Genomic DNA, 16,324 nt, shown 5'->3' with positions numbered 1-16,324 from the left:
ATAGGGAGGGATGAAGGATGATGCAAGTTCAATATATGAAGCCATTTTATACGAAGATTACTGGAGATAAACTGCGTCTAGTATTTGCTTATCAATATTTCTCTATATTAAAAGAGAATGAGATTTTCCATTTCATTCCCATTGAAGGTAAAGAGATGATTATCAACTTGAATACACAGCAAATTGAAAATATATCTGAGGTGTTTGTTTTCCAGAAAGGGAATCGTTTTATCCGATTGCCATTATATCAATTATTATTAATTACAAATGTTCATGATCATCTAGCACCAATTCTTGAAAGCGCTACGCCGAAGCCTCAGTTACCACTTGTATCTTCAGTGACTGTTGGCGAAGTAGATCAGCTCATTACAGAATTGGAGCAGAAAAACATTGATTATTTAATCGACCAGGCATTACTAGATCATAATAAAGATCTCTTTTTTGAACTACTACAACAGAAGAACCATCAACTCGGAGGTTTCGAAAATTGAATACACGGTATTTTATGTAAGCACCCTTTCTATTTAAGAGAAGTGGGTGCTTTTATCTTCAGAAAGACTTCCACCTCTGAAGGTGATGAGGTTCCTGCTGAAATAGGGAAACACAGGCTAAGAACTTCAAAACGCCTTAGAAACCAACATCATGCTGTCGCTACGCTTTCGCCAAAAGCTATCTAGTTGCTGATAGTAAGATTTCGCACAAAAACCACTTTTGCTGTCGCTACGTTAACACTACGCTTTCGCACAAAAACCACTGTTGCCCTAAAGCCGGGCACAATTGCGCCAACGTAAAATCGATATGGGTCTAAAGTCGAAATCATAAAAGCGGATGAGAAGCTATTACTATATAGGGCTTACTAAATTAGAAACGATTACCAAAATGAGTTAAAGAGAATGTCACAAAGACCGATATACTTATCAATAGGGGGTGGTGAAATGATGATTGGGAAGTGGTCAGCAACGGGGATGTCCATTTTAAATAATATGAATAGACATTACGGGGCAATGAGTAAGGCAATGCTTCGAATTTCTTCTGGGTACCGTATTAATAGTGCTGCTGATGATCCAGCGGGACTTGCGATTTCTGAAAAAATGCGGGCGCAAATTCGTGGTTTGAACATGTCTGCGAAGAATATTCAGGACGGTATTTCACTTGTTCAAACAGCTGAGGGAGCACTAAATGAAGTACATGATATGGTTCAGCGTATGCGTGAGCTCGCAGTCGAGGCTGCCAACGACACATTAACGGATAGTGATCGGAAGAATCTTGATTTAGAATATCAGGAGTTAAAAAAAGAAATTCAGCGCATCTCGAAGGATACGGAGTTTAATACGAAGACATTGCTAAATGGGGATCATGCTACAAATGGTATTAAAATTCAGGCAGGTGCTAACTCAGGTCAAAGTATCGAGCTGTTTATTAACGATATGGGTGCTGGAGCATTGGGCTTGGACGATACGTCATCTATTGCAACTCGTGAGGATGCCGATAAAGCTATTTCCTCAATGGACGAGGCTTTAAAGCGTGTATCAAGCGAGCGCTCAAGACTAGGTGCCTATCAAAATCGTCTAGAGCATGCTTATAATGCGAACGTAAACACGGCAGAAAATTTACAAGATGCGGAGTCTCGCATTCGTGATGCAGATATCGCTAAAGAAATGATGAATATGGTGAAGGCCCAAATTCTAATGCAGGCAAGTCAATATGTACTAGCGATGCATATGCAACAGGCTCAATCCATTTTAAAATTGTTAGAGTTCCAAAAAAAATGATGAATTTCAATTTTTATTGAAATTCATCATTTTTATTTAACTTCTATGCTTTTGTGAAAGCCTCTAATGCTAGTTTTGCTGTCGTCTCTGCGGCAGCTTGGAACGCTTGGACTTTTTGACGCATGTTTTCTTGGATGGTCGGTAATTGTTCAATTACTTTTACAGTTTGTTCGAACAATAACGTCCCGTCCCAATTATTTACTTCAACATGTCCAACAATGGGTTGATCCATGATTTCAGCAAATGCATCGATTTTCGGATCGTAAGAAATCGCAATAAATGGGGTAGCGTAGATGGATGAGAAAATTAGTGAATGCAATCTCATCCCAATTAACAATTTAGATTGACCAATTACTGCAATTTTTTCTTCGATCGATAAATCAGCAGGGGCAATGATGCTCTTTTCTTGCATAAGTGCTGCTACTTCTTGTGAAGACTTTGCATCGTGCTCACCGTGCATTGGCAAGAAGACAATTTGTTCACCATGACGTACTAATTGATCGAGGCTGTTCGCTATCTTTTGTTTGTAATCTACTGTTGATGGCCAGTCACGAACACTTATAGCAATATAAGTGTTCGCTGATAAGGACGCATCTGCTAACCAATCAGTATGGAAGGTGCTACCGTTAAGGCCGATAACTGGATCCGGTACTATTAAAGACTCGTTTTTGACACCAATCTCTGTTAAAAGAGACTGTGAGGCTTTATCTCGTACTGTTATTTTTACCTTATTAAAGGCTTTGCGGACAATAAATTTACTTACAGGATGATTGATTGGACCCATACCTTGAGCGTAAACAAATACAGGTTTTTTTAACCATTTTGCAATTTGAATAACGCCCGCATAGTAAGGAATCGTCTTCATTCCTGTTTGATCTTGCATGAGGCTACCGCCACCACTGATGAGCCCATCTGCTGTTTTTAGCACTTGTTTGATTTCGTTCATTTTCCAACGATTCACGGCCTTCACGCCATATGTTTTTTCAGTGGCCGCTGGATTATTCGATAATACCGTAATGTCTATATTAGGTTGACATTTTCTTAGAGCTTGGATAATGGAAAGCAGGATCGCATCATCGCCGACATTATCGAATCCGTAGTAGCCAGATAATACAACATGCATTATGACCACCTCGCGACTGCTTTAGAAATAAAACGGTAACCGATCTTGAAGATAAAGATAAATACTAGTCCTACGACAAAACCAAGTATAACGCTATAAAGTGTACGTAATGCCGACACTTCAACAGGGATGTGTAAATGTGTAAAAGTATTAACGATAGACAAGAATCCAATAACGCCTGGTACTAGAAGGATACTGCCCCATTTTCGATTAATGCCCATCACATATAGCGATAAAACAAAGAATGGGAAACCAATTAAAAATTCCTTCGTTCTTGGTCGAACATATAAGATGTTCTCAAGCCATTGTCTAAATGCCAATTCTGCATTACTAACGGAACCAGAGTTACCAGTTCGACTAATATAGAATAAACCTATAGCTGCAACGACCATTACCAGTAAAACATGCCAATATTTTAAATCTTTATTTAATAAAGTAACGGTGTTCGAAAGTGTTTTCTTTAGATCTTGATCAACTAGACGGTTAAGTTCTAGTAGCACAAATACTAATACACCTGCGATTGGAACAACATAAACAAGCTTAACGCCTTTAAATGCTTCAAAGCCTGTCATAAATGCATTGCCATTTAATAATCCAATGACAATAACGATACCGATGATGCTAATAGCTACTGCTTTTAAATATTGTAGTAAGATCGAAGCAATATTTTTAGAGCCCTTAGCTGCTTTAATGACTGCATACGTTGGGGCCATAACTGCAATAATTAATGCGAATGCTTGTAAGAAAAGTGTACTTTTCAGAAGGAAGTACGCGATGGCTAAAGCACTCATAAATAAAACTGCTGCTATACGAAGTGGCATCCATTTCACTAGTTCTGAGATAAGGAAAGTAAATACGATACCTGCTAATAAGACAAGTGCTGTTACCCATGTTGGGACTGTAACAACATCAAATAGTTTTGGCGTGCCAGACTTGAAATGATTTGGCATTTGTTCTTGAACGCCTGTTAAATATTTAATTGTTTCATCTAAATTTTTCTCAGCATTACCTTTTGTTTTAATATGATAGAAGATAGATCGAATATTTCGCTCTTTCACAGCGCGTGTTGTACGATCAATGCTTGCATTAAGCTTTAACTTTGTTTCTCTGTTTACATTGATGCTGTGCAAGCGAATCATATTATAATCAGTCATTTTGGCAATTTTGTCTTCACCCTTAAGGGGATTGCTTTCAATTGTGTAGAAATAATAGCCTGCATTACTTAGCTGTTCAATGTATGCATCACCTGATTTTTGACCAAATCCGATTGCCTCATCCCCTGAACCAAGTAAACGGCCTGCTGATGAATCTTTTAATTCAAGCAATTGCTTAACGGTCTTATCGTTGGCTGCTTTATTGTCTGCATTTTCTACTTTAAAAATGAGTGACAGATCATGCTTGTTGATCATCTCAACTGCCAGCTTATCGTAACCGATTGGTGTTTTTAAACCATAACGATGGTTTGAGCTCGGAAGATAATAGAAAGACTCATCTCCAATTTGTACTTCTTCTGGTTTAATGCTGTCTTTAATAAGCTGTTGATAGCTTGCGTTTTCAGGAACGCTAATATAGTATCCACTCTTATTGACATCTATAGCATCTTTATATGGTGTGAAACGTAGTTGTGCCGCTAAATCATTTTCATCGTAAATGGAAATCAGGCTTTGATGTTCCATTTCCTTTAATGTTAAAGGCTCTAGGCTAACTGTTGTAAGCCCTGCATTTTTTAAAGAGGAAAGGATTTTATCCATTGTTAAATCGCTTTCCTTGTTTACTACTTGAATTTCATCATAAGGAATCACTATTTCATAGGCATCATTCGCTTGCTCAGCATTCCACCTCTTCATAATTCCAGGTGAAGACACGACGAGCAATAGGATGACAATTCCCCAAAGCCATTTCTGTTTCGACATAGATTTTCTACCTCTCTTATTTATGACAACCTTTTTCCCGATAACCGGAATTTTCTTTAAATCTTCTTCATGAATGGCATTCATTAGCCATAATAATAGGAAATAAATAACACATCCAATTGCAATTGCAACAGCTAGATAACCCATTGCCCACAGTCTTGACCAGTTTTCAATATCAAACCAAAGTGTAGGTAAACCGACTGCAGCTCCCATTAGCATAGAAGATAGGATGATTTTGATCGTATCTTTCCCCAATACAGTGAAGCGAATTGCACGATAAATAAAAATAGAATTTACAATAAATAAAACAAAGTAAACAAATAGTGTTGCATAGGCAGCCCCATCTAATCCGAACGCTTGGATAAAGAAGATGTTTGAAAATACCTTTAGTACAACGCCACTAATAATGATGATGGCTCCTGTTTTGGCAGCATTCATCCCTTGTAAAATACCTGTACCAAGTAGTGTCAGAGATGTAAATACAGAGCTAAGGTTAATAATCGCTAACATTAAGCTTCCCTCTAAGTCTGTGAAAAGAGCGAGGTTTAAAGGTAAGGTTAATGCTAACAACCCTAAAGCAGCTGGCCAGGAAATAAGATGTGTAATACGGTGTGTTCGCTCAATGATCCCTCGTGTTTCATCTAATTTACGTTCGGCTAGCTTTGTCGTAATTAGTGGAACAAGCGGTAATATGATAGAGGACGCAAAAACAGTTGTAATTTGAACAAGCGTTAAGCCTCGACCATAAATCCCATAAAGGAAACTAATTTCACTTGAGTCAGCACCAGCACTTCTTAAGCCGTACGTTACTGTAAAGGAGTCAACAAAGTTAAAGAGTGCCATTGTGACAGAACCGATGGCAATCGGAATCGATATTTTTAAAATTGTCTTACCCCAGAGTGAGAAATCGTTAAATTTATATTTCTCCTTACTCGTTACTTTTACAGAAGAACGGAAATATTTAAAGCGTAAATAGAAGAGTGATGCAGCAGCCCCAATGACAGAGCCTGCCATAATACCCCCAGCGACAATGTCATTTGAATAATCCATTGCAACTAGGAAATAGGCAACAATTAAAATTAGAGCAACACGTACTAACTGTTCAATTACCTGAGAAATCGCAGTCGGACGCATATCCCCATAACCTTGGAAAAATCCTCGATAGACGGCCATATAAGGAGCAACGAGCAATGTAAGAGCAACAACAATTAACGCAATTTTTGTTGACGGACCCCCTAAAGCATTTGCGATTTCAGTTGAAAAGCCATAAATGATAGCAAAACTTAAGACGCCAAAGCATAGTGCTAGGATGCTTGCTGTAACATAAATTTTCTTCACTTGATCTGTTTCTTTTTTTGCATTGGCCTCCGCAATAAGCTTCGAAATGGCAATAGGGATTCCAGCAACAGATAAATAGAGTGCCACCATATAAACGGGATACACTAAACTGAATATACCAAGAACCTCATCGCCCGCTATATTTTGTAGCGGAATTCTGAAAATACTACCGATGACTTTAGAAAGCAGCATAGCAACTGTTAGAACAAGAGTACTTTTGACAAATGTGGACTGACTCATTTTGGTGCTCCCTGACCTTTAAATTTCATTGCGAAAACCTTTAAAGCAAATCGAGGAAGGACAAGCATTCTTCCAAAACGGCTTGGCTGACGAAGGAGTCGGTAGAGCCATTCGAGATTTAATTTTTGCCAGATCATAGGAGCACGTTTGACTGTTCCTGCAATAACATCAAAGGAACCACCAACCCCCATAAATACACCTTTGCTAAATTGACCTAAATTTTCAGTGATCCATTTTTCTTGTCTTGGCACACCTAATGCAACAAATACAAGGTCAGGCTGTAACGCAGCAATTTCAGTTGCAATATCATTTTTGTTCCAATCAAAAAATCCATCATGATAGCCTACTACGTCAACATTTGGATACGTTTGATGAATATTTTTTACAGTCTTTTCAAGCGTTTCATTTTGCGCGCCTAACAGATAAATCTTAAAGCGCTTTGTATTGCCGACTTCTAAAAGTCGTACCATCGTGTCGTAACCAGTAACACGCTCAGGAAGCGGATCACCAAGTATTTGTGCAGCTTTCACAACGCCAATACCATCTGCACAAATGTAAGTAGCTTGCTTCAGATAATTCATGACAGTAGGATTTTCATTTGCCTGCATCACGACTTCGGGATTTGCTGTAATAACGAAAGTCTTTTCTTCATGTTCAATACGATTAACGAGTAAATCAACAAACTCTTGCTGTTTACTATGTAAAAAGGGTACGCCCATAATCGTTACATGCTTCATATAGTGTTCAAACCTTTCTTTAATTCCTTTTTCACTTCTTTCAGCGGGTGTCCAAACACCCGCTGAAAGAAGTGAAAGCCTCCGGCGGATGTCACGAAATCGGCAAGGATTGCTTAGGGGATGTTAGCCTAAAATCATCGCATCCATGCGATAACGGCTAACTGACCTACATCGTGCAGGCCTAAGCACAAAGCCGATACCGGACGCAATTATGCCAAGGCATAATTGATCTGCAATCTATAATACCACAAAAGCAATATTGACAGGAAATTTTCGGTGATTGATGGGCATTGCGTCAGGAGAATAATATTGAGGGAATTGTGAAGAGAAGGGGAAGGGAAAGTTGCTATGGCATATTAGGCTTATTACTAAAATTGAGGGTTGATTTCCGTTCCGACTGGTCGCTTTGTTGTTACTGTCGCTTCGCTTTCGTACAGATAAAACATTTGTTGCTGTCGCTTCGCTTTCGCGCAGAGCAGAGCTTCCTGGGGGCGTCCGATGATCCGCTTCCTTCACTTCGTTCCTTTATTGCTGATCCCCGAGGAGTCGACCAGTCTCCACTCCAATCAACTTTTTGCACAATCTTATAAATTACCAATATGTAGTTTCAATTTTAAAGTGATTAATCTAATAAAGTGCCTTTCAAAAGACGGAAAGATATAAAATAAAATGGTAAAAAAATCCTCTTATTTTGAGTTTCTTCTATTATATATAGCATATAAATATTATAGAGAAATAAGCGTATCTTCAGGGGGGACCTGGGTGTAAAAAATTGGGTGTATATAAAGAAAGAGTGCGAATCATTTTGATTCGCACTCTCCGTCTTTATAAACCTATTTTGAATCAAGTGACTTATTATTCACAATATAATCACCAAAAACCCATCCTGTTTTGCCATTATAAATCACCTTATACCAGTTACCGTTTTTTACAAAATCACCATTAGCATCTACAACACCGATGATAAAGCTCTTTGGTTTTACGGTACCTAAAATGGTAGACGTAGTAGATGGCTCGCTTCTTACATTTAGCGTGATGTTCATATCGACAATCTGCAATCCATTTTTCAGACTTACATAATCTTTAAATAGCCAACCTTCTTGTCCATTCACTTTAACTTTGTACCAACCGCCATTTTCACCGAGCAAAGTGAACGATGTATCCTTTGGTAATTTCGTGATGATCGAAGAAGCATCCGTTGTATTCGGATAAGTTCTCATATTAAGGTCGTCAACCGTAGCCTGTCCAGTAGCCTCAGCTAAAGCTGTATCTACCGCATATTGCTTGGCAGGAGTAGGTAACGAAGTAGGGGAAGACTGGTTTTGATAAACAGGAACGTCAAATACTAACTTAGTCGTAGTATTGGCGCCCGTTAATTCATACATGTCATAAATCTTTTGCGCTTGGAGCACTGCCCACATAACATGTGTTGCATACTGATGGACCGTTGGGTTTTCAGGATTCCAACGTATTTTATATAATGTGTCCTGCCCTTTACTAATATATTTATCTTTCACAAATTGGGCCCCGCCAATAATCGCATCCTTGATCGTGAACCATCCATTTGTATAAGCTCGTTCAGCCCCATTTTTATTGGCGTTGGCATCAATAGCCCCAATGCCATATACATTGTATGTTTTCTTAACAGCAGTCAGGCTATTTCGATTTTCAGTCGTAACCATTACTGCTTTACCGTCCTTATCAAGACCAACTTCAATACCATTCGCTAGTGCTGAAGCGCCATTGCCTGTTTCATGCAAAGCATGTGATAACAAATAGATGGCATTGACATTATGGTCAACACCGGCCTGAATAAAGGCGTCTGCTGTACCGACTAAGCTTCCTTTATTATAAAGAGCTTTTTCGTTGATTGTTTTTTCATTTAGATTCGGAACAGCCGTCGATAATTTTAAGAATTGATAAAAGGACGGGCTATCCTGAATAAAACTTTTAGGGTGTACATAGTATGACACTAGTGCCTCGCTAGCTGTGAAAACGCCAGCACCATCTACTTTTGGATTATTGTTTGCCTGTTTACTCACCACAGCCTTGTAATCCTGTGAGTAGTTGGTAGTAGTATATTGCTTGCCACCAGCTTCAGGTGCCTTTAAATGTATCAATCGATAGAGTACAGTAGCTGACTCAGCACGTGTTGCCTGGGCAAGTGGCGCAAATGAATTGTTCGGCTTACCGACAATCAGCCCTAATGACACGACTTCTTGTACATCGGCATAGGCCCATTTAGCGATACTAGCATTGTCATTAAACTTAAGTGGGGAAGCAGTCGTCTTGATGTTTTTGTAATCGAGAGCTCTTTTTAGCATGGCAGCCATTTGCTGACGATCAATTTTATCATTTGGATTAAACTTTCCATCTGCATTGCCTTTAACTAATTGATAGTGACTCGCTTGCTTTATGACACCATAATACCAATCTCCTTCACGTACATCCGAGAAGTTCGGTTTCGTAGATACTTCTGGTAAGTTAAGTGCTCTTACGAGAAATGCGGTGAATTCAGCACGAGTGACGGAATCGTTCGGGCGATAATTGCCTGAATCATCACCTTTCATTAAATCGTGTGTGATCAGATAGTTCATTTCATAGTAGGCCCAGTGCTTAGAAATATCTTCTGCTGCAGCATTTGTAGGTGCGAAGTAGAACAACGCAATAAGCATGGCCCCGAAAATCGAGAGTTTACCTTTCATTCTTTAAGCCCCTTTCAATAGTTGATAAGATCCTATCAAACTATTAAAAGTGTAGCATAAAAATAGGTAATCTATTGTTACAACATGGGAACAGATACATTTTTATAGTAATAATAATGAAGAAAAATACATTCCTCCTTTGGAAATCGCGTTATATATTTCTGTTTCTTTACAATTATGACTATTTATTTACGGAAGTCTTTAATATTTGACAATTTCGTATCTATTCCAGAAAATGCTTGGATAATGTTGAGAGTCAGGTATAATAGGTAATGGTTCTATATGTTACCAACCTGAATAAGGTAAAAATATTGGGTTATAGTGGTTACCATAATATAACCGGTAAAAAAATCTTCTATATCTAAATTTATGTCATAATGCTTGAATTTAGAGAAAGATAGTGTTATATTATTGTGGAAAGTGAATAAATTTACTAGAATGGCATTCTAATACTGTTTTTCTGGTGAATTTTACTAAAAAAATTTGCTTGTAGGTTTTATTATTATTCAAGGAAGCTATAATACATACATTTAGGCAAAGCAGTACTATAGTCTTCGTTAGGATAATACCAATTTAAAGGAAATGTTAGGGAGGAATACAATAATGGCAAAGCAAAACAAAGGCCGTAAGTTTTTCGCGGCATCAGCAACAGCAGCACTTGTTGCAGCAGCAATCGTTCCTGCAGCATCAGCAGCAGAATCAACTACAACAATCAAGGACTTCGATAAAGTTTCAGATTGGGCAAAAGAAGATGTTAAAGCTTTAGTTGACGCAGGAATTATCTCAGGGGATGAAAAAGGAAACTTCAACCCAACTAAATCAATTACTCGTGCTGAAGCAGCTCAAATCTTCACTGGCGCTTTTGAATTAGAAGCTGAAGGTACTGTAGATTTCAAAGACGTTAAAAAAGACGCTTGGTACTATGATGCAATCGCAGCTACTGTAGAAAACGGAATTTTTGAAGGTGTAAGTGCAACTGAATTCGCACCAGCTAAAAACTTAACTCGTTCAGAAGCAGCTAAAATTCTTGTAGAAGCTTTCGAATTAGAAGGTGAAGCAGATCTTAAAGATTTCGCTGACGCTTCAACTGTTAAACCATGGGCTAAATCTTACCTAGAAGTTGCTGTTGCAAACGGCATTATCAAAGGTGTTGAAGTTAATGGTAAAACAAACCTAAACCCAAATGCTTCAATCACTCGTCAAGAATTTGCAGTAGTATTCTCTCGTGCTCTTGAGATTGCAGATCCAGAAGTGAAAGTTGACAAAATCGAAGTAGTTGACGCTAAAACTTTAAACGTAACTTTAACAGATGGTACTAAAGAAACTGTTACTTTAGAAAAAGCTTTAGAGCCTAACAAAGAAACAGAAGTTACTTTCAAAATCAAAGATGTAGAATACAAAGCAAAAGTTACTTTCGTAGTAACAACAGCTACAGCTGTTAAATCTGTATCTGCAACTAACCTTAAACAAGTAGTAGTAGAATTTGACGGTAAAGTTGATCCATCTACAGCTTCTGAAGAGGGTAACTATGCAATTACTGGTACTAACGATCCAGAAGTTGATACTGCAGTAGTTTCTGAAGATGGTCGCTCTGTAACGTTAACTCTTAAACAACAATTTGAGAATCAATCTGAATATAAATTAACTCTTAACAACATTAAAGCTGGCGATAAAGTTTTAAATGAAAAAGATTTAAAATTCAAGCCTCTTGACAATACAGTACCAACTGTAGCTAAAGTTGAAGCTTTAGGTAATAAAACTATTCGCGTTCAATTCAGCGAGCCAGTTAGAAATGCTACAACATCACAATTCCAAATTGATGGTAAAGTAGTTGTTGGTTCAATCCAACCTAACTTAAACACAGTAATCCTTAAATTATCTAATACTTTAACAGATGGAGAACACACTCTAACTGCTGAAGGTACTGAAGATTACAACAACTTCAAAACAGTGAAAGCTGACACTAAATTCAATGTTGTTGAAGATAAAACTGCTCCAACTGTATCAGTTGTTAGTGCTTCATTTGAGAAAGTAGTTCTTAAATTCTCTGAGCCAGTTGAACAAGTATTTGCTTCAAACATCTACTGGATGCAAGGTGGAACTAAAAAGCAAGCTTCTTCTTTAAAACAACTTGCTGATGATAAATATGAATTAACATTTGCTGGTGACAATAAACTTGTTTACACAACAGATTTATATGTTACTAACGTAAAAGACTACTCTGGTAACGCAATTGATAAAGATACTAAAGTTCAAGTAACTCCTGTAATCGATCAAACTCGTCCAGAAGTAATTAGCTCTACATTTGTTAAAGATTCTAACAACAAACAAATCACTATCAAATTTACAAAATCATTAGATAAAGATACAGCTAAAAAAGCTGCTAACTATGTGATTAAAGATAAAGATGGTAAAGTTCAACCAATCTCTACTACTGTTAATGTAGATAAAGATAAAGAAGTAACAATTACTTTACTTGGTAATTTAAAAGATACTACTGATTACACATTAAGTGTAAATGGTGTAGCTGATAACACTACATTGAAAAATGTAATGCTTCCATACACTACAACTTTATCAGTTAAAGATGTTACTCCACCAACATTTGACAAAGTAACACGCTTAGGCGAAAAACAACTTTATGTTGCATTTAGTGAAGCGATGGCTACAAGTGGAGACGGTAACATCGTTGATGTAGATAAATATACTGTAACTGACACAGATGGTAAAAAATTAACGATTTCAGGATTTACTGTAACTCAAGATGCAAAAGGAGTTATTCTTAACTTCTCTAAAGCTCTTCCAGAAGCAGAGAAAAATAATGAAAACTCTAAATTCAGAGTAAAAGTACAACTTGTTAAAGACTTAGCTGGCAATCATTTAGATGGATTAACTAAAGAGAGAGTTGTTGAGCCACATACAGCAACTGCTATTAAAACAGTTAAAGCTACTGCAAAAAATAAAGTTGAAGTAGAATTCGCTAACCCAATTCAATCACTAGTTCAAGGTGACTTCAAATTTACTGATTCTGAAATTGCTCATTATGAACTTTCTAGTAATGGTAAAACAGCAACTTTCACATTAAAATCAGATTTAAATGAAGATGCTACAGTTACAAAAGATAATACTAAAGTATTCTTAACTGTTTCAAATCCATCAACTATTGATGTATTAGGTAACAAAATTGATAAAACAGAAACACCAGTTCCAGTTGCTGACAAAATTGCAGCTACTGTTGATGCTGAAAATATAACTTCTGTTGAAAATAGCCAAAATGAAATTAAAATTACTTTCAACGAAGCTGTTAAACTTACAGGTGACGCAAAAACAGATTTCGAAGTATTAAATGGTCTAGATACAGATACAAAAGATAAAATTGAAATTACTGGTGTGAAATTAGATAAACCAACTCAGGTAGATGGTGTGGATACTAGTAAAACTGTTATCTTAACTCTTAAGAACGATCCAAATTTAGTTGCTGCAACAGTTGAAGTTGCAAACCCACGTTTTGTGGCTGATGTAGCTGGTAATACTATTGCTAAAATCGAAAAAGCTTCTGTAGAGTTGGATAAAAAAGGTGCAGAATCAGCACTTGATACTGCCAAAAAAGATTTAAACACTACAATCGCTAATGCAGTAGCAGCAAAAGCTACTGGTACTGAAGGTGTAGAAGCTGGTAACCAAGTTGTAGGAACTAAAGATGCTTTACAAAAAGCTATTGATGCAGCAACATTAGTTAAAAACAATACAGCTGCTACAGCAAAAGACTTAAATGATGCAAAAGCAGCTTTAAATACTGCTATTGAAGCTTACAATGCTGCTGCTACAGTTGCAAAAATCGATTTAAAAGATGTAACTTTAGCTGAAGCTGCTAATGATACTGCTAATGATACTGTTGCAGTTTCAGGCACTGAAGTTCTTGTTTTAACTTCTTCTGCTACTGGTACTGCTACAGTAATTGAAGATGCTGGAAAAATTAAAGTAACTGGTGTTAAAGAAGGTAACGCAACTATCACTGTTCAAGTGAAAGACAAAGCTGACGGTAAAGTTATCAAAGCTGGTACTATTAACGTAACTGTTACTAAGTAAGCTTAACTTGCATCAAAGATTTAAATAACAAGAAAAAAGCTCTGTTGAGACATCTCTTCAGAGCTTTTTTCCTTTTGCAAAAAATATTTTATAGGCACTAGTTTATCGAAAAATACTAATTTTAAACTAAATAAAACTTATGTACAAAGGTTATCTAACTTTGGTGACTTCTGTATGTAAGTTTTAATATTTATCTCCCGATTGATTTAATACTAAAATATAACTCTCTTGCCTGTAGGGTCAGTGGACAGATAATTACCCCGCCTTATTTGTACTATTCAATTCTGACGGTATACCTACAACAATGTTAAAGTTGCGTAAGTATGGTTTTGTAATTACTTGAAAAGTCCAATCGAGTGTATTCGGATCGTATTGGGACATGAAAAGTAACAAACTATCCGTATATATACCAAATTGTTCAATCATGTTCGTAAGGAAATGTATAATGAATGGATGTAAAAAAACTTATTCTATATGAAGAGGGAAAGTGTTTAAAATAGCAAAAGCTAGCTATTTCCTTTTTATACTCCATTGAAATACCAATACGATGTTAATCAAATTATATAGTATGTACAACAACTTTGTATGGGCTTAGCCCTGTTACAGCCTAGTTAGTCAATTTCCTTTACCTTTGTTGAAGAACAAAATGATTTTGGTTTGGAGTAATAGAAAAATCTTTAGCGATTTACTAAATCCCTTAAAGTCTTATCGTATAAACGATAAATAACAGACATAATCTCCTCGTTATTTCATCAACAAATTCAACTACTTGTTCATCTTCAAGGATTTCCACAATCTTATTTTCCACTATCGAAGAACATTTCCTCTTATAAAGATTAGACCTATTTTTATTTTATCTCATGAGAATGGTTTTATAATTGTTCCATCAATAGCTCAGTTTTGTAATGTTAAAAAGTCTTAATTTGTCTTTTCTAAAAGAAGCTTTTTCAAATTTGTTTTGTATTTTTAAGCATAAATATAGATATGCCTATAGATTATATTTCGAATGAACATTTAAACTTTTCTTTTTATATAACTATCCCATTTTTATTTAAAGGTTTAAAAAATATAAATTTGGTAAATAACTATACTAATTTATTAACCTGAAAGGAGTTAAAAGACTAAAAGTGACACTGAAATACTTGGAAAGCACTCGAGAAGATATCCCGATATTAACAAGAAAAGTTATAAATGAATATTTATTGAGTTTAATGTTGACTAATAAAGCAGAAGCCACTATTACAAAATATCGATGGATACTAGAGAGATTCTTTTCGGAGTGTTTAGTTTCTTTGGGAGAATTAACATCGGGGGATGTACATACATGGTTGAATAATTTTTCACCTGGCAAAAATACGAAAACATTAAATCTCTTTTTATCAACTCTTTCTTCTTTTTTTCAATTTTGTCTAGAGGAAGAGTATTTAGAAAACATGGTAATGAAAACATGATGGAGACTTAAAATAGCTCAAGGATTACCTAACTATTTAAATGAGCAAGAATATGCTCAGGTGAAATTGGCCGCAGAAAAATTGCCTCTTCGTGACCGAGCGTTATTTCTTTTTCTATTTTCTTCAGGATGTAGGAGAGCAGAAGTCGCGAAACTATGTATTGAGAATGTTAATTTGGATCGCAGAACAGCTGAAATACTAGGAAAAGGGAATAAATATAGACAAATACACTTTTCAGTGGAATGTGCCATTATTTTAAAAGAGTATTTACTAACTAGAACATATGAAAAAAAAGATCCTTTATTTATGAATAAATTTGGAAATAACCTTCAATCGAATGGGATCTATAATGTTGTTAGAAAGCTAGGGGAAATGGCCGGACTTTCAAAACCTTTATTTCCTCATTGTTGTCGGCATACATTTGCGACAAATTTGCTAGCAAGAGGAGCAGATCTTCAATTTATTGCCGATGAATTGGGGCATGCAGATTTAAATACGACTCGAGTTTACGCACGGATTCCAACAGAAGATATAATGTTAGCTTATCATAATATTATGGGGTGAAAGTATGAATAATGAAATTCAACAATCTTTTTTCAATGATTACCAAGCTCGATTTAGCTCAGAAACAATACGGAGTTACAAAATATCCATTAAACAATTTTTTTTACATTGTGAGAAAAATTATGACGAAGTAAAAGCAATGGAAATACGAGCTTGGCTTGCTTCTATGGAAGAAAAAGGTCTTAAGGCGAAATCTATTAATTTGAAATTAACAGCATTAAAATCTTTTTACCGATACTGCATGGAAGAGAATCTATTAAAGAAGAATCCAACTTTAACTGTACATTCACCAAAAATTAACGACTCACTTCCATATTGACTTCCAACCATCGATAAATCCGCAGCAAATTCATGATTTTACTACACTGCGTTTTATTGAAAGTAGTGAAAAT

9 protein-coding genes and 2 pseudogenes are annotated in these 16,324 nt (G+C 36.3%); 6 read left to right on the top strand and 5 right to left on the bottom strand.

The window, feature by feature from the left end; translation table 11 throughout:
- Positions 1-17 precede the first annotated feature (17 nt).
- Together ABNX05_RS15900 and ABNX05_RS15895 are read left to right on the top strand one after the other, a co-directional pair.
- Positions 18-491, top strand: coding sequence for a transcriptional regulator (locus tag ABNX05_RS15900; RefSeq protein WP_197139708.1), 474 nt, complete (start codon positions 18-20; stop codon positions 489-491).
- Positions 492-938: 447 nt separating this feature from the next.
- Positions 939-1,772, top strand: a complete 834-nt coding sequence (locus ABNX05_RS15895) for a flagellin N-terminal helical domain-containing protein (protein ID WP_349660711.1) — start codon at positions 939-941, stop codon at positions 1,770-1,772.
- A gap of 43 nt (positions 1,773-1,815) precedes the next feature.
- Here ABNX05_RS15895 and csaB read toward each other — a convergent pair whose 3' ends face one another.
- The 5 genes and pseudogenes from csaB to ABNX05_RS15870 all read right to left on the bottom strand — a co-directional run bounded on the left by csaB (position 1,816) and on the right by ABNX05_RS15870 (position 9,828).
- Positions 1,816-2,895, bottom strand: a complete 1,080-nt coding sequence (gene csaB, locus ABNX05_RS15890) for a polysaccharide pyruvyl transferase CsaB (RefSeq protein ID WP_349660613.1) — start codon at positions 2,893-2,895, stop codon at positions 1,816-1,818.
- Positions 2,895-4,649 (bottom strand): annotated as a pseudogene (locus tag ABNX05_RS15885) (DUF5693 family protein); the annotation flags it as partial. The pseudogene ABNX05_RS15885 and the gene csaB, both read right to left, overlap by 1 nt.
- A gap of 189 nt (positions 4,650-4,838) precedes the next feature.
- Positions 4,839-6,386 (bottom strand): annotated as a pseudogene (locus tag ABNX05_RS15880) (putative polysaccharide biosynthesis protein); the annotation flags it as partial.
- Entirely contained in the window at positions 6,383-7,123 is a 741-nt protein-coding gene (locus tag ABNX05_RS15875; RefSeq protein WP_349660612.1) for a WecB/TagA/CpsF family glycosyltransferase, read from the bottom strand. The pseudogene ABNX05_RS15880 and the gene ABNX05_RS15875, both read right to left, overlap by 4 nt.
- 833 nt (positions 7,124-7,956) lie before the next feature.
- Positions 7,957-9,828, bottom strand: a complete 1,872-nt coding sequence (locus tag ABNX05_RS15870) for an S-layer homology domain-containing protein (RefSeq protein WP_349660611.1) — start codon at positions 9,826-9,828, stop codon at positions 7,957-7,959.
- Positions 9,829-10,431: 603 nt separating this feature from the next.
- Here ABNX05_RS15870 and ABNX05_RS15865 point away from each other — a divergent pair.
- The 4 genes from ABNX05_RS15865 to ABNX05_RS15850 all read left to right on the top strand — a co-directional run bounded on the left by ABNX05_RS15865 (position 10,432) and on the right by ABNX05_RS15850 (position 16,251).
- On the top strand, positions 10,432-13,917 hold the full coding sequence (locus tag ABNX05_RS15865; protein ID WP_349660610.1) for an S-layer homology domain-containing protein: 3,486 nt from the start codon (positions 10,432-10,434) through the stop codon (positions 13,915-13,917).
- Between the two features lie 1,127 nt (positions 13,918-15,044).
- Entirely contained in the window at positions 15,045-15,368 is a 324-nt protein-coding gene (locus ABNX05_RS15860; protein ID WP_349660609.1) for a site-specific integrase, read from the top strand.
- 12 nt (positions 15,369-15,380) lie between these two features.
- Positions 15,381-15,932, top strand: a complete 552-nt coding sequence (locus ABNX05_RS15855) for a tyrosine-type recombinase/integrase (protein ID WP_349660710.1) — start codon at positions 15,381-15,383, stop codon at positions 15,930-15,932.
- A gap of 4 nt (positions 15,933-15,936) precedes the next feature.
- Positions 15,937-16,251 carry a tyrosine-type recombinase/integrase gene (locus ABNX05_RS15850; RefSeq protein ID WP_349660608.1) on the top strand — a complete coding sequence of 105 codons (315 nt, stop codon included), beginning with the start codon at positions 15,937-15,939 and terminating at the stop codon, positions 16,249-16,251.
- The last annotated feature ends 73 nt before the right edge of the window (positions 16,252-16,324 follow it).

Source organism: Lysinibacillus zambalensis (assembly GCF_040183165.1).
Taxonomy (GTDB): domain Bacteria; phylum Bacillota; class Bacilli; order Bacillales_A; family Planococcaceae; genus Lysinibacillus; species Lysinibacillus zambalensis.
The sequence above is the reverse complement of the archived record's forward strand: the minus strand, read 5'-3'. Positions and strand labels throughout refer to the sequence as shown.

What these genes read in the sequence shown, in the direction of transcription:
- ABNX05_RS15865 (WP_349660610.1), top strand. Translation starts at nt 10,432, where the DNA reads ATGGCAAAGCAAAACAAAGGCCGTAAGTTTTTCGCGGCATCAGCAACA.
- ABNX05_RS15870 (WP_349660611.1), bottom strand. Translation starts at nt 9,828, where the DNA reads ATGAAAGGTAAACTCTCGATTTTCGGGGCCATGCTTATTGCGTTGTTC.
- ABNX05_RS15900 (WP_197139708.1), top strand. Translation starts at nt 18, where the DNA reads ATGATGCAAGTTCAATATATGAAGCCATTTTATACGAAGATTACTGGA.
- csaB (WP_349660613.1), bottom strand. Translation starts at nt 2,895, where the DNA reads ATGCATGTTGTATTATCTGGCTACTACGGATTCGATAATGTCGGCGAT.
- ABNX05_RS15875 (WP_349660612.1), bottom strand. Translation starts at nt 7,123, where the DNA reads ATGAAGCATGTAACGATTATGGGCGTACCCTTTTTACATAGTAAACAG.
- ABNX05_RS15895 (WP_349660711.1), top strand. Translation starts at nt 939, where the DNA reads ATGATTGGGAAGTGGTCAGCAACGGGGATGTCCATTTTAAATAATATG.
- ABNX05_RS15850 (WP_349660608.1), top strand. Translation starts at nt 15,937, where the DNA reads ATGAATAATGAAATTCAACAATCTTTTTTCAATGATTACCAAGCTCGA.